Source organism: Mycobacterium sp. 4D054, assembly GCF_052245755.1.
GTDB lineage: Bacteria > Actinomycetota > Actinomycetes > Mycobacteriales > Mycobacteriaceae > Mycobacterium.
In genome coordinates this window covers 1-13,440 of record NZ_JBQQCF010000058.1, presented here as the reverse complement: position 1 = coordinate 13,440, position 13,440 = coordinate 1, and the positions used below count along the sequence as shown (strand labels likewise).

General features: G+C 61.9%; 11 protein-coding genes and 2 pseudogenes. 6 read left to right on the top strand and 7 right to left on the bottom strand.

Annotation, left to right across the window (positions count from 1 at the left end):
* Positions 1-49: 49 nt before the first annotated feature.
* Genes ACTWP6_RS26575 through ACTWP6_RS26560 form a run of 4 tightly spaced genes read left to right on the top strand, consistent with a single transcriptional unit; the run spans position 50 to position 6,769 of the window.
* The gene (locus tag ACTWP6_RS26575) at positions 50-1,504 is read left to right on the top strand and encodes a type I restriction-modification system subunit M (RefSeq protein WP_443189269.1); all 1,455 of its coding nucleotides are present in this window, start codon (positions 50-52) and stop codon (positions 1,502-1,504) included.
* Positions 1,505-1,506: 2 nt separating this feature from the next.
* Positions 1,507-2,655, top strand: coding sequence for a restriction endonuclease subunit S (locus ACTWP6_RS26570; RefSeq protein ID WP_443189283.1), 1,149 nt, complete (start codon positions 1,507-1,509; stop codon positions 2,653-2,655).
* A 9-nt stretch (positions 2,656-2,664) separates the two neighbouring features.
* Positions 2,665-6,078, top strand: coding sequence for a DEAD/DEAH box helicase family protein (locus tag ACTWP6_RS26565; RefSeq protein WP_443189268.1), 3,414 nt, complete (start codon positions 2,665-2,667; stop codon positions 6,076-6,078).
* A gap of 22 nt (positions 6,079-6,100) precedes the next feature.
* Entirely contained in the window at positions 6,101-6,769 is a 669-nt protein-coding gene (locus tag ACTWP6_RS26560; RefSeq protein ID WP_443189267.1) for a hypothetical protein, read from the top strand.
* Positions 6,770-6,973: 204 nt separating this feature from the next.
* Here ACTWP6_RS26560 and ACTWP6_RS26555 read toward each other — a convergent pair whose 3' ends face one another.
* From ACTWP6_RS26555 to ACTWP6_RS26545, 3 genes are read right to left on the bottom strand one after another with little or no spacing between them, the layout of a single operon-like run.
* Positions 6,974-7,435, bottom strand: coding sequence for a DUF6527 family protein (locus ACTWP6_RS26555; protein ID WP_443189266.1), 462 nt, complete (start codon positions 7,433-7,435; stop codon positions 6,974-6,976).
* Entirely contained in the window at positions 7,428-8,612 is a 1,185-nt protein-coding gene (locus ACTWP6_RS26550; RefSeq protein WP_443189265.1) for a ThiF family adenylyltransferase, read from the bottom strand. Before ACTWP6_RS26550 ends, ACTWP6_RS26555 begins: the two co-directional genes overlap by 8 nt.
* Positions 8,587-9,240: a multiubiquitin domain-containing protein gene (locus tag ACTWP6_RS26545; protein ID WP_162562199.1), complete on the bottom strand. Its 654-nt coding sequence runs from the start codon at positions 9,238-9,240 to the stop codon at positions 8,587-8,589. Before ACTWP6_RS26545 ends, ACTWP6_RS26550 begins: the two co-directional genes overlap by 26 nt.
* Before the next feature lie 138 nt (positions 9,241-9,378).
* On the opposite strand from ACTWP6_RS26545, the gene ACTWP6_RS26540 reads away from it, so the two are divergent.
* Both ACTWP6_RS26540 and ACTWP6_RS26535 read left to right on the top strand, forming a co-directional pair.
* The gene (locus ACTWP6_RS26540; RefSeq protein ID WP_443189264.1) at positions 9,379-9,726 is read left to right on the top strand and encodes a hypothetical protein; all 348 of its coding nucleotides are present in this window, start codon (positions 9,379-9,381) and stop codon (positions 9,724-9,726) included.
* Entirely contained in the window at positions 9,726-10,874 is a 1,149-nt protein-coding gene (locus tag ACTWP6_RS26535; protein ID WP_443189263.1) for an ImmA/IrrE family metallo-endopeptidase, read from the top strand. Before ACTWP6_RS26540 ends, ACTWP6_RS26535 begins: the two co-directional genes overlap by 1 nt.
* Positions 10,875-10,972: 98 nt before the next feature.
* On the opposite strand, the gene ACTWP6_RS26530 is transcribed toward ACTWP6_RS26535, so the two are convergent.
* From ACTWP6_RS26530 to ACTWP6_RS26515, 4 genes and pseudogenes are all read right to left on the bottom strand, one after another.
* The gene (locus ACTWP6_RS26530) at positions 10,973-11,809 is read right to left on the bottom strand and encodes a hypothetical protein (RefSeq protein WP_443189262.1); all 837 of its coding nucleotides are present in this window, start codon (positions 11,807-11,809) and stop codon (positions 10,973-10,975) included.
* The gene (locus ACTWP6_RS26525; protein ID WP_443189261.1) at positions 11,806-12,438 is read right to left on the bottom strand and encodes a hypothetical protein; all 633 of its coding nucleotides are present in this window, start codon (positions 12,436-12,438) and stop codon (positions 11,806-11,808) included. The genes ACTWP6_RS26530 and ACTWP6_RS26525 overlap by 4 nt, the downstream gene beginning before the upstream one ends.
* 7 nt (positions 12,439-12,445) lie before the next feature.
* Positions 12,446-12,954 (bottom strand): annotated as a pseudogene (locus tag ACTWP6_RS26520) (GNAT family N-acetyltransferase).
* A pseudogene (locus ACTWP6_RS26515) lies at positions 12,951-13,256 on the bottom strand (type II toxin-antitoxin system TacA family antitoxin); the annotation flags it as partial. The pseudogenes ACTWP6_RS26520 and ACTWP6_RS26515, both read right to left, overlap by 4 nt.
* Positions 13,257-13,440 lie beyond the last annotated feature (184 nt).

Genomic DNA, 13,440 nt, shown 5'->3' with positions numbered 1-13,440 from the left:
ATATACAGTTCCGTTCAGTTCAGGACGATGAGTTGAGGGGGCCGCCGCCGTGATCACCGGTGAGTTGAAGAGCAAAGTCGACCGGGTCTGGGACGCATTCTGGTCTGGCGGCATCTCCAACCCGTTGGAGGTCATCGAGCAGATCACTTACCTGCTATTCATCCGGCGTCTCGACGACCTGGAGACGCTCGAGGAGCGTAAAGCTCGTCTCGGCGCAGCCGGTGAGCTCCGTTTCGGTTCGGACCAACAGGAGCTCCGGTGGTCGCGCTTCAAGAATGAGGAGCCGGCGGTCATGTTCGCGACGGTCGGGGAGAAGGTCTTCCCGTTCCTGCGGACCCTCGGTGGCGACGGCTCAACCTACGGCGACCACATGAAGGACGCCCGGTTCACGATCCCAACCCCGCAGCTGCTCTCGCGAGTTGTGGACCTGCTCGACGACATCCCGATGAACGACCGCGACACCAACGGCGATCTTTACGAGTACCTCCTGTCGAAGATCGCGAGCGCTGGTGTCAACGGTCAGTTCCGCACGCCTCGCCACATCATCAAGCTGATGGTGGATATGACGGCGCCGACGCCAACCGATGAGATCTGTGATCCGGCAGCTGGCACAGCGGGCTTCCTCGTGGCTGCGTCGGAGTACATCCGCGACGAGCACCCGTCGGTGCTAACCGATGTCGCTCAGCGGAAACACTTCCACGCCAGCATGTTTCATGGATATGACTTCGACAACACCATGTTGCGGATCGCCAGCATGAATATGTTGATGCACGGCATCGAAAGCCCTGATATCCGATATCGAGATTCACTGTCCGAGGGCGCTTCTGAGGACGCGGAGAAGTACACGCTAATTCTTGCTAATCCTCCTTTCGCCGGCTCGCTGGACTACGAGTCGACTTCGAAGGATCTACAGCGGGTCGTCAAGACCAAGAAAACCGAGCTCCTGTTCGTGGCGTTGTTCTTGAAGTTGTTGAAGCCGGGCGGACGTGCCGCAGTCATCGTGCCCGATGGCGTGCTGTTCGGATCATCGAGGGCGCACAAGGATCTTCGGCGAATGTTAGTCGAAGACCAGAAGCTGGACGCAATCGTGAAGCTGCCGTCAGGTGTGTTCAGACCCTATGCCGGGGTGTCGACGGCGATCCTCCTGTTCACGAAGACGGACTCAGGCGGCACCGATCAAGTGTGGTTCTACGACGTCACTGCTGATGGGTTCTCGTTGGACGACAAACGGAATCCGGTCGAGACCAACGACCTTCCCGATGTGCTGTCGCGTTGGACCGAGCGCGCCGGATCTGAACTTGAGCGGGCGCGAACCGAACAGTCTTTCTGTGTTCCCAAGGAAGACATCGTCGCGCAGGGGTACGACTTGTCGCTGAACCGGTTTAAGGAGATCGTTCATGACGAGATCGAGTACCGGCCGCCGATCGAGATAATCGCGGAGATCGAGAAGCTCGAAGGCGAGATCGCCTCGGGGCTTGCGGAGTTGAAGGCGATGCTCTCGTGAAGATGGTTGCCTTGGGGGACGTTGCCGACATCAACCCGAGGGCCGAAAAGGTAGCACCGGACGAAGAAGTCAGCTTCGTAGGCATGGCCGATCTGGACATCGCGAGCGCTCTGACACAGTCGACAACAGTTTGTCCTTTCCGCGAGGTGAGCAAGGGTTACACCACCTTCGCCGATGGCGACATTCTCGTTGCCAAGATCACGCCATGCTTCGAGAACAACAAAATCGGGCAGGCGCAGCTCAGCTGCAAGATCGGCGTCGGGTCGACCGAGTTTCACGTGGTACGCCCTTCGGAGCAGCTCCATGACCGATACCTTCTGAACTTCCTGCGGCAGGAACGAGTACGTCGCGCAGGGGAGCTACGAATGACTGGTAGCGGCGGCCAACGTCGCGTCCCCGTGAACTTTCTTGAAGGCTTGCGAGTCCCTCTTCCGCCACTCGATGAGCAGCGGCGCATCGGCGTGATCCTCGATAACGCTGTTGCGCTACGGACACAGAACTTGAGCGTGATGGCAAAGCTCGGGGGATTAGAGCAGGCCATCTTCATTGAGATGTTTGGTGACCCCATCTCAAACCCTCATGGCTATCCCCTTGAGCGACTGGGAGAAGTGGGAAAACTAGACCGAGGAGTATCGAAGCACCGCCCTCGCAACGACCCCGCACTTCTCGGAGGGCCGTACCCTTTGATTCAAACGGGCGATGTTGCTCGCGCGGGTGGAACAATTTCTACGTATAGTTCCACGTACTCCGAGCTTGGGCTCGCCCAGAGCAAGCTATGGCCAGCTGGGACTCTTTGCATCACGATCGCGGCAAACATCGCACAAACGAGCGTCTTGGACTTTGACGCTTGCTTCCCAGATAGCGTGGTTGGTTTCACGGCTGACGAAGCGACTACCACTTACGTACGGACTTGGCTTACGTTTCTTCAGGCAACCCTGGAAGCGGCTGCGCCTCAGTCTGCCCAGCGAAACATCAATCTGGCGATTCTCAGGGACCTTCCGATTCCCCTTCCACCTGTAGCAGACCGCGAGCACTTTCGTGGATGCGTCCAGGCGATGCAGGAAACGAGGGCAGCTGTGGTCCGGCGCGGGCAGCAGCTTGACGGAGTCTTCTTTGCACTCCAATCACGCGCGTTCTCCGGACAGCTGTGAGGTAGCGACATGTCGAACTTCACCTTCTTGCAGACCATCGGCTGGCCGGAGATGCACGCCGACTGCACGCGGGCGGAGAGCTATGCCACCAGTGACCCCCGGTCTGCGTGTTTCTACAGCCGCCGGACCGTAGAATTGCTGGTCGACCACTTGTATGAAGTTCTCGCACTGCCAATTCCATACAAGAACGACCTGGCCGCCAAGATCAACGACCCCAAGTTCAAATCGAAGGTTGGCGTCGGGATCGCCATCAAGCTGAATCTGATCCGCAAGCTTGGCAACACCGCTGTCCACGAAGCGCAGCCGATCCCGCCACGCGCCGCGCTGGATGCGCTGCGCGAACTGCATCACGTGATGTTGTGGGCGGCTTTCCGGTATTCGACCAATCCGCAGGCGGTTCCGATGAAGGCCGCGTTCGATTCGAAGATCGCAGCAACAGCGGCACCGCTCTCGCGTCAGAAAGTCGCACAGCTCGCGGCGAAGTTCGCCGCCCAGGACGAAACCCACGCGAAGGCGCTGGCGGAGAAGGACGAGCTTGCCGCACAGAAGGACGCCGAGATCGCGGCGTTGCGCGAGGCCATCAAGCAGGTCCAAGCCACAAACCAGCAGACCGACGACCGCGACTACAACGAGGCCGACACCCGAGATCGGTTCATCGACGTCATGCTCGCCGAAGCAGGCTGGCCCCTGGCAGACGCCAAGGACCGCGAGTACCCGGTCACCGGCATGCCCAATGGCGACGGCAAGGGGTTCATCGACTACGTGTTGTGGGGTGCAGACGGTCTCCCGTTGGCGATCGTGGAGGCCAAACGGACGACCAAGAGCCCTCAGGTCGGCCAGCAGCAGGCCAAGCTGTACGCGGACTGCCTGGAGAAGATGACCGGGCGTCGGCCGGTCATCTTCTACACCAACGGTTTCGAGCACTGGATCTGGCACGATGCGGCTGGCTATCCGCCGCGGGAGATCCAAGGCTTCTACACGCGGGACGAGCTGGAGCTCCTGATCCAGCGCCGCGACACCCGCAAGCCGTTGACCGACATGCCGATCGACTCGGCCATCGTAGAACGGCACTATCAACATCGCGCGATCCGCGCGATCGATGACGCGTTCACCGCGAAGGAACGCGAAGCCCTATTGGTGATGGCCACCGGATCGGGGAAGACCCGCACAGTCATCGCGCTCGTGAAGCAGCTGATGGAAGCCAACTGGGTCAAACGGGTCCTCTTCCTCGCCGACCGCACCGCACTGGTCACGCAAGCCGCCAACGCGTTCAAGTCGCACCTTCCCGACGCGACGACCGTGAACCTGGTGACCGAGAAGATCACCGACGGTCGGGTGTACGTGTGCACCTACCCGACGATGATGAACCTTATCAACGACACTGACTCTGGCATAAGGAAATTCGGCCCGGGTTACTTCGACCTCGTCGTCATCGACGAAGCCCACCGCTCCGTCTACCAGAAGTACCGGGCGATCTTCGACTGGTACGACTCGCTGCTCGTCGGCCTGACCGCCACCCCCAAAGACGAAGTCGACCACAACACGTACCGGCTGTTCCACCTCGAAGACGGCGTACCCACAGACGCCTACAGCCTCGACGACGCCGTCAAGGAAGGCTTCCTGGTGCCTGCTGTCGGGATCTCCGTCGGCACCAAATTCCTGCGCCAAGGGATCCGCTACGCCGATCTGTCCGAAGAGGAGAAGGACGACTGGGACGCCCTGGACTGGGGCGACGAGGACCCACCCGACGGAGTCAGCACTGAGGAGATCAACCGCTTTCTGTTCAACGAGGACACTGTCGACAAGGTGCTCGCCGAACTGATGAGCAAGGGCCACCGCGTCGCCGAGGGTGACCGGCTCGGTAAGACCATCATCTTCGCCAAGAACCAAGCCCACGCCGAGTTCATCGCACGACGTTTCGACGTCCAATATCCGCAATACGGCGGAACATTCGCCCGGGTGATCACCCATAGCACTGCCTATGCCCAGTCGCTGATCGACGACTTCTCGGTCACCGACAAGGCACCACACATCGCCATCTCGGTCGACATGCTCGACACCGGCATCGACGTCCCCGACGTCGTCAACCTCGTCTTCTTCAAGCTCGTTCGGTCCAAGACCAAGTTCTGGCAGATGATCGGCCGCGGCACCCGCCTGCGCCCTGACCTCTTCGGCCCCGGCAAGGACAAGCAGAACTTCTACGTCTTCGACTTCTGCGGCAACCTCGAATTCTTCAGCCAGGACCTGCCGGGATCCGAAGGCTCGTTCCAGAAGTCATTGAACCAGCGGCTGTTCGAAACGCGCCTTGGCCTGATCACCGCAATCGACCACGCCTGGCCTCCCTCGGCGCCAGAACCCGACGAGGGGCAGGGCACCGAGACCGAAAGAGGATTGCGGGTCGATGTCGCGTGGTCGCTTCATCGGGCCGTTACGGGGATGAACCTGGACAACTTCCTGGTGCGACCCCACCGCAGGTTGGTCGAGCAGTATTCGCAATGGCCGGCTTGGACATCGTTGACGCCCGAGGTTGCCGGCGATGTCGCCGAACACCTCGCCGGGCTGCCGTCGGCGCATAAGGATGACGACGAGGACGCCAAGCGCTTTGACATGCTCGTCTTGCGCCGTCAGCTCGCCCAACTCGAAGGCGATGCTGTCGCGGCCGAGCGGCTACGCGAGCAGATTCAGAACATCGCGACTGGCCTGTTGAGCCAGACGGCGATCCCGTCGGTGAAGGCACAACAGGTACTTCTCGAAGAGGTCGGCGGGGATGAGTGGTGGGTCGACGTCACTCTGCCGATGCTCGAATCCGTTCGGCGCAAGCTGCGCGGTTTGCTCCGATTCCTGGAGAAGGTGAAACGGAATCAGGTCTACACCGACTTCGCCGATGAACTCAGCGAAGCCACCCTCGTTGATCTCCCAGGGATTACGCCCGGCACCAACTGGGAACGTTTCCAGGCCAAGGCCCGCGCGTATCTCAGACAGCACCAGGATCACGTTGCGCTGCAACGGTTACGACGCAACAAGCCCCTGACTCCCGATGACCTCGCTTCGCTGGAGCAGATGCTTATCGAGAGCGGTTCGGGAGAGCAAGCCGACATTGAACTGGCCAAGGAGCAGTCGCATGGCCTGGGGTTGTTCGTGCGGTCGCTGGTCGGGCTGGACCGCGAGGCCGCCGCCGAAGCATTTGGCGCATACCTAGATGGCACGCGATTCAATGCGGCCCAGATCCGCTTCGTGGACCTCATTGTCACCGAACTGACAGCTAACGGCTTCATGGAACCCGTTCGGCTCTACGAATCGCCATACATCGACCACGCGCCGACGGGACCCGACGACGTGTTCGGTGAGGCCGAGGTGGACGACATCGTCGCCATCTTGAACACCGTGCGGGACAACGCCGCTCCGAAAGACGGCGCTGCGTGACGATGGACAACGGGGGGACCAGATGAATGAACCGGATTCGAATAAGCTTCTTCAGGCTCTGGACAAGTCGATCGAGACGGCAGGCAAGTTGGCGCGCCAGCGTGTAGAGGCGCTGCGGTCCAAGCATCCTCAACTGTCCGACGAGCAGCTCTTGAAAAAGGTCGATACGACCTTTACGTCTGCTGTGACTACGACGGGTGCTGCGACAGGAGCGATGGCCGCGGCACCCGGTGTTGGCACTGCTGCGGGACTTGTTGCGGCCGCGGGCGATACGTCCTGGTTCCTCGCCGCTGCAGCCGCTTATGTTCTAAGCGCAGCAGAGCTTCGCGGTGTCAAAGTGGAGGATTTTGAGCACCAGCGAGCGCTAGTACTCATGGTTCTGGCTGGCGGAGGTGGATCAACATTCTTCACCAATGCGGCGAGCCGGACTGGGCCTCACCTTGGAAAAATCGTGACGAACGCGGTCCCTCTTTCGACGATCCGGTCGATCAACAAGGTTCTGGGAGCCCACTTCATTACCAAGTACGGTACAAAACGGGGCATCATCGCCATCGGGAAAGTGGCGCCGTTCGGCGTAGGGTTCGCGATCGGAGCCGGCGGCAACCTGGTAATGGCGCGCGGAGTGATCAAGACCGCGAGAATGATGTTCGACTCCGCAAACGCCTTGAATAAGGCGGAATCTGGCGCGTAGTCGGATCCGTGGTTGTTACGGTCTCAAGGACCCACATCGAACCGGCGTAACGCAGGCAACTCACCAAAATCGGCCGCGGTCTACTGACACGCGGAAGTACCGTCTAATCGCATCCGGAACACCACGGTTCTTGAGATAACTGCCTCTACGCCGTCATCTGTCAGGAGCCCAATTGCGTCCCGGTTGCTGAGAGGGGCGCGCCTTTCAACTGCGTTGTCGCAATCGGCGCCAGATGCGTGACAGGCGATTGGCCCGCTTGTTTTGGCGAGAGGCCCTTTTGGCTTCAGGGTAGTGGTCCCCTGCGTCTTCGTAGTAGCGCTGCTTTGCGCGCCTGTCGGCGGCGCGAAGGGCTTCGACACGAGCTGTCGGCACAGTTTCACACCAAAGCACTTGGCCCTGTTTGATCCAGTAGTGAGAGGCGCAGGCCAAGCTGCTGTTGTTGACTGATGGGCTGAGTGACACCGTTTCGCCGTCGAAGGTGATCCGCCAGTCGGTCGGCGAGAGTGCGTTGACCACTTCATGTCCGCATCCGCAGGCGCACAGGTGCACGGTGGTGGCGTACTCGATGCAGACATAGAGGGTTGATGGTTCGAGGTGCCGGTATGGAGGTACCTCGGAGACGAAGCGGTGGCCGAACACGGATGCGGCGCGGGATATGTCAGGCATGGTCGGGGCCGACGTTGTCAATCTCGTTGGTTGCCAGGGTGTAGTTGGTCGAGTCGATGGGGGTCAAGTCTGCGTAGAAGCCGAGGGCCTTTTTGAACGCGACGACGGCGAGCGCCGCGTTGAGGGCGTTGAGTTCGGCGAGTTGCACGCCGTGCTGGTAGGCGTCATCTCCGGTGTCGCCGAGGGAGATCTGTGAGCGCGCGGCCGTGCGGCTCTGTGGGTGGGGACGGCTGATGGTGGTGCGGACTATGCCGCTCAGTGCATCGTCGACGACGTCGACGCCGATACCGGTGTCGACAAAGGGGATGCCGCGTTGCTCGCAGCGGTCGATGATGATCTTCTTCGCGGGCCCGTCGTCGATGCACACGAAGACGAAGGCCATGTCGTCGATGCCATCGATCGTGTTCTCGTCGAGTGCAGTCTGGTGGGGAACGATTCCGCGGTGCATCGCCGTGTACCGGGCAGTGTGGTAGTCGACCTTGGCCACGTGATTGTGCAGCTCGTCCAGTGTTGCAGCGCCGGGGCTGCGAAAGGCGTTGTGCTGGAGAAAGTCATCGTCGTCGAAGAGGTGGATTTCGCGGATCGGTGTCTTCGCTAGGAAGTCCAGGACGTAGCTGCCGGTGCCGCCGAGTCCGATTATTGCAACCTTCGGCACGGCCAGCTTGGAGGTGACGGCTGTGATGCCGGCACGGCTGGATGCGGTGTCGAGGTATACCAGGGGCGAGTCGTCGGCGTCGTCGGTGAGCGGCGGGTAAGGCTGTGCAGACACGGTGGGATCGATGGCCTGCGCTCGGCTGGTCAGGAGATTGGCGTAGGTGGTCATCTTGGCGAAGTAGTCGGGGTAGCCGGCTGCTGGCTTGTGGCTAAAGGTGTAATTGGTCGTCAGCTGAGCGTTGATCTGCTGGGGTTGGGAGTCGATGACCATTTCACGCAGCGGGGTTCCGTCGGGGTGGCAGGGCATTTCGCCGATGAAGCGTACGACGTGATCACTCGGTGTGGCGGTGACCTGTCCGGCCAGGGTTAGCTCGGAGACGAGGGTGCCGCGCGCTACCCGGCGGTCGGCGGTGACGTAGGGCACATCAGACAGCAGGAGGTGCGCGCCGACGATCGAGACTGCGTAGCCCTGATCGCGCAGGCGACGCAGGTCGGGGCTAAGACTTATCGGAATGCTGGACACTGACGATCGTGCCTTCCTTGACGGTGAGGACGCCGCCGACGGGCAACGAACCCTTCGAGTTCGGCCCGGCAGCCTTGCTGTAGGTGATGGTGAAGAGGACGTTCTCGCCGGTGGGCGGGTTGTCGAAGGCCAATCCCACGAGATTCTCGAAGGTCAGCTCGCGGTGCTCGACGCGCTTGGGCCGTGTGTTGACGATGATGGTGACGGGGCGGTGCCGCTCGGGAGCTGAGAAGAATCGCTCGCCCCCGGTGATCTCGAGCATCTCGCCGTGGGCAAGGCGACGGTCGTTGGCGTCGGGAATGTCGCGCCAGATGGCGTCGTCGCCGCTAATCGGCGGCGTGGGCAGGTGGCGCAGCTGCCGTTCGGAGATCGCGCCGGCGGGCACGGTGTACGGCTGGGTGTTGAGGTAGATGGTCACCGGCATCGAGGTGTAGAACCGCATTTCTTCGCTGATCGTGATTACCACGTCGGCGGCGATAGCCGGATCTGCAGCGTCTTCGATGTCCCAGAACAAGTCCTGAGCCGGCGGAGTCACGAGAGCACGGATCTGGGCGCCGGTGTACCGGCCGGGCGCCAGGGCGTGGGGCGATCCGTCGAGGTAGACGGTCAGTTTCCTTGGTGAGTTCACGGTCATCCTTCCTTTCGGCTCGCGATGCGCGCCACGTCGACGATGTAGCTATGCACCGAGGTAGCGTTGGTGCATCTGGTAATCGATCTTACAGACAGTAGCCATTACCTGAAAGGTAATAACATTTTTCTGGCTTGGATGTCACCCGATCTGCGGCGCCTCTGCACGTCTGGGGATCTGCTGACGCGGGCATGCCCCGCCTCAGCCGACGCCGTACGGCTTCTGCTGTCAGTCGTGGGGCACGCCGCCGACCTGCGCTCGGTGAGCCGGCTACGCAGCGTGCACGTCCAGCCCATCGATGTGGCAGTGGGCCGCATCGTCGTCGAACACAAGGAGGCAGCGATGCACGCCGTAGTCCTGACCAAGGCCGGGCACGTACTGCGAGGAGATCCGGCTAACTACTGGACAGGGGTGTCGACGCAGGCAGCGCTACGCGTCGATGACGTCCACGCCGCTGGAACCAGTCTGCTGCGACACGCTGGCTGATGGCCGACTCGCGCTCGGATTCCACGCTCCGCTATGTGGCCAATCGCTTCGAGGCGGATTGGGCCGTCCCGCCTGGCACGCTGATTCAGGCCGAACTCGACGCACTCGAGTACTCCCAGGCAGACGTCGCAGCTCGAACCAACATCAGCACTAAGCACTTCAATCAGCTGATCAAAGGGCACGTGCCTTTGTCTCCTGATATCGCCGTCGCCTTGGAGCGCGTCCTCGACATCCCCGCTGAAATGCTGCTTCAGATGGACGCCACCTGGCAGGCCGACAAGGTGCGCCGAACCTCCGCCTCCACGCTGGCAGGAATGCAGCACTGGGTTGCGAAATTTCCGAGGCAGGCCCTGCAGGAGTATCGCGTCGTCGACTTCTCCGCTCCGGCCTCCGCACGAGTCGAAGCATTGCTGCGGTTCTTCCGGGTTGCCGACGAGAAGTCGTTCGATCGCATATTTCTTGCGCCGCAGGTCAATTATCGACGGAGCCAGAAATTTAGTGTCGACCCATACGCCACGGCGTTATGGCGACGCCTCGCCGAAGTCCAAGCTGACACGTTGCTCGACGGCGCAACAGACTACGACGCCAGTGCGCTGAGGGCCGCCGCACATCAACTGCCAGCGCTGAGTCGACTACCCGTGGGGGAAGGTTTTCGAGCGGCCCGAGCCATGCTGTTGAGCGCCGGGGTATTGCTGGTCTTTGTTCCTGAGATCGACGAAACGCGCATCTCTGGTGCTACCTGGTGGCATACGCCATCGCATCCGATCATTGCGCTTACCGGCCGATACAGATTTGTCGACACTTTTTGGTTCACCCTCGTCCATGAGGTCGCGCACGTGCTCCTACATCCCAAACGGGTCACGTTTCTACATTTCGAACGTTCCAAGCGCGTCGATGACGATGCAGACCAACAAGAAACCGCAGCCGACGCCTTCGCGTCCGACACGTTCTTTAACGACCGGCAGCGACGCGAACTCGCCCTCTTACAAACGAAGGCAGACGCCGAGTCGTTTGCACGAAAAACGAAGGTGTCCATCGGAATTGTCGCAGGACAGTTCGGGCACTATACCGGTAACTGGTCTAGGTTCGGCAAACTCCGAGAATCAGTGGATCTGGCTGCGGCCATACTCGGCCCTCCGGAGCGTTAAGAACTCAACATTGGCGCCAGATGGCGTTAGGTCGTTGCCACCCGTCGCGTTGAGGGCGATGAAGAAGGCTGCGACCGGCTCGTGTAATCCGCAGCGAGTCAGCGGTTTTCGTGGTCGCGTTTGTGCGCCGAGAGCAGATAGGTGACTGCCTCGACGACATCCGGGCCGATCTCGTTCAATGCGTCGCCGACGACCAGCCATTGCTGTGCGCCGTCTTGGTCGACGTACCGAAAGACCTGTTCGAACGCAAAGACCGGCTTCAGCGTGACCTCTGTCTTCCCTGACTGGGTGGGTCTTACGAACTCGACTCGGGCCAGCATCGATCCCTTGGCGACGACACCCTGGTTGACGGTGGAGACCACGCCGCCGGGTGGCTCCGGATCAACAGTGACACCGCCCAGGTCGACCTGGGTGTTGGCCACGATGTTGAGCAGCTGGTGCTTGTCGGTATTCGATAGGAACTGCAGGATGTGCAGCGGATGCAGCGTGCCGGTGCCCGCGGCGTTGAACGGCTGGCTGCTTTTGAACACCTCGAACACCTCGGGCCCGTACCAGTCACGCCGAGCCTTCGCCCACTTCGCGTAGCTCTGCTCGGTCGAGCGCAACCCGAACGCCACCTCGGTCGGTCGCTTCTCCCGGATGTGCGCCGGGGTGATCGCCCACACGGCGTGATCCAGCGCGGCGCGCAAGTTGTGGATGAAATCGCCTAGGAGCAAGGCTGATTCGGTGTAATCGAGATCCGACTCAAGCATCCACTCCGCCCACGCCGTGCGCGAGGTGTACTCATCACTGTTGTCGCGCCGGCGGTACTGCCGCTCGATAGCCTGCTGCTCGGCCAGCACGTCGCGCAGCCGGTCGCGAATCGCAAAGCCGTGCGTGAGCTTGTGGAACGCCGACTGTCCCAGCAACTCCGCGTCGATGCTGTCCTCGGTCATCGGCGTCCACCACCGGCGGTGTCGAGGTCATCGGCCACGATCTGCTCGACGACCTTGATGATGCCGCGTAACGCTTCGTCCTCGGTGGGTGCCAACCAGGACAGCGAGGGGAACTCGGCGACCAGGCCGACGAACTCGTTGTCGGCCGGCGACCACTCGACCCGGTAGGCGTAGTCCGGCCGGGCGGCATCCTCGGCGGTCTGCGTGTGCCGCAGATGGTTGCGGATGGTGGTGACGATGAACGCCGCCCGCTCCCGGGGGCTCTGCCCATATCCGGGGGCGGTGACTGTGCCGGTGGCGATGAGGTCTCCCTTGGTGATGCCGGGCTGGTGCTCGCGCAGGTCCAGTTCGATGTCCCAGTCCCCGCCCCGTTCGCGGAAGTAGAAACTGTGCCCGTCGACCCGGCCCTCCCACTGCTCGGGAGCTTGCCCGCTGTGGCGGCCGATGGCGACGCCGGGCTGACCGGCCAACCAGGCCTGCAGGTCGGCCTCGGCGGCCTGTTGATCGGCCTGAAGCTGCTGGCCCTGCGGTGACCGCCGGAACTCCTCCATGTGGTCGAGAAACCCCTGGAAGGTCTGTGCCGATCGCCAGCGCCGGTCCCCCGGTGTGTTCTCCGTGTCATCGGGCATCAGCCGGTCACTTCTGCGGCGGGTCGAGCAGGGCGCGGGCGTCTTTGATCAACAGCAGCAGGTGCAGCGGGTCGGTCGGTGAGGGCTCGAAATCGAAGTGCGCGTAGAACGCTCGGGCCGCTCGTGCAGCGCGTGCACCAGCAGTGCCCGCACACCGATGATCTCAGCGGCGGCCACCACACGGGTGATCGCGTCGCGCAGTAGCGCAGCGCCCAGACCCTGGCCTTGTTCCTTGCGGTCGATCGCCAGCCGCGACAGCAGGATCACCGGCACCGGGTCGGGCATGTTGCGTCGCACCCGTCCGGGTGTGCCGGCGCGCTCCACTGCCGCCGAGGACAGCGCGTAGAACCCGACGACACGTTCGTCCCGGCACGTCACGAAGCACCGGGAGGCGCCCTCGACGTGGTTGGCCAGGGCGCGTCCCCGCAGGTAGTCGTCCAGGGGGGGGTCGCCGCTGTCGAAGTCGGCGACCACATGGTGCTCGCTGATCGGCCGGGGCGCGGAATAGCCGCTCACTCGTCGAAGATCGAGGGCTCCGCGAACAACTTCTCCAGCCGCGGCTTGTGCGACACCGGCCGGTCCAGCACCGACACGAACTCCGACCAGGCCGACGCATCGAGCATGAACAGCCGCCGATCGGCGAGCACCTCGCGGGCATGAGCCAGTGTCGCTGTCACCGTGAAGTTGGTGAGATCGGTCCCCTCCACTTCGGCGGCACGACGAATCAGCGCGTCCTGCTCGGCAGTCAGGCGTACTGCGAACCGCTCCGTCTTCCTCGCCATGCCCTCCATTGTGTGCCCATCAGGCACACAATGCAACGGGGTTTTGACTATGGCTCTGAATAGCCTCGATACACTTCATACCCGCGCTGACTCACGCTAAGCCTCGATCCGTGGACTTGAGTGATTGATGTGTCTGCCATGGCTGGTTGTCGTTTGGTGGGCTTGTGAGCGTGACGTAACCGCTGGTCTGCCCAGCTTTTCCCTGTGCGCTCCGGTAGGG

Coding starts and splice junctions, on each gene's coding strand:
- ACTWP6_RS26570 (WP_443189283.1), top strand. CDS start 1,507: ATGGTTGCCTTGGGGGACGTTGCCGACATCAACCCGAGGGCCGAAAAG.
- ACTWP6_RS26565 (WP_443189268.1), top strand. CDS start 2,665: ATGTCGAACTTCACCTTCTTGCAGACCATCGGCTGGCCGGAGATGCAC.
- ACTWP6_RS26560 (WP_443189267.1), top strand. CDS start 6,101: ATGAATGAACCGGATTCGAATAAGCTTCTTCAGGCTCTGGACAAGTCG.
- ACTWP6_RS26555 (WP_443189266.1), bottom strand. CDS start 7,435: ATGCCTGACATATCCCGCGCCGCATCCGTGTTCGGCCACCGCTTCGTC.
- ACTWP6_RS26540 (WP_443189264.1), top strand. CDS start 9,379: ATGTCACCCGATCTGCGGCGCCTCTGCACGTCTGGGGATCTGCTGACG.
- ACTWP6_RS26535 (WP_443189263.1), top strand. CDS start 9,726: ATGGCCGACTCGCGCTCGGATTCCACGCTCCGCTATGTGGCCAATCGC.
- ACTWP6_RS26530 (WP_443189262.1), bottom strand. CDS start 11,809: ATGACCGAGGACAGCATCGACGCGGAGTTGCTGGGACAGTCGGCGTTC.
- ACTWP6_RS26525 (WP_443189261.1), bottom strand. CDS start 12,438: ATGCCCGATGACACGGAGAACACACCGGGGGACCGGCGCTGGCGATCG.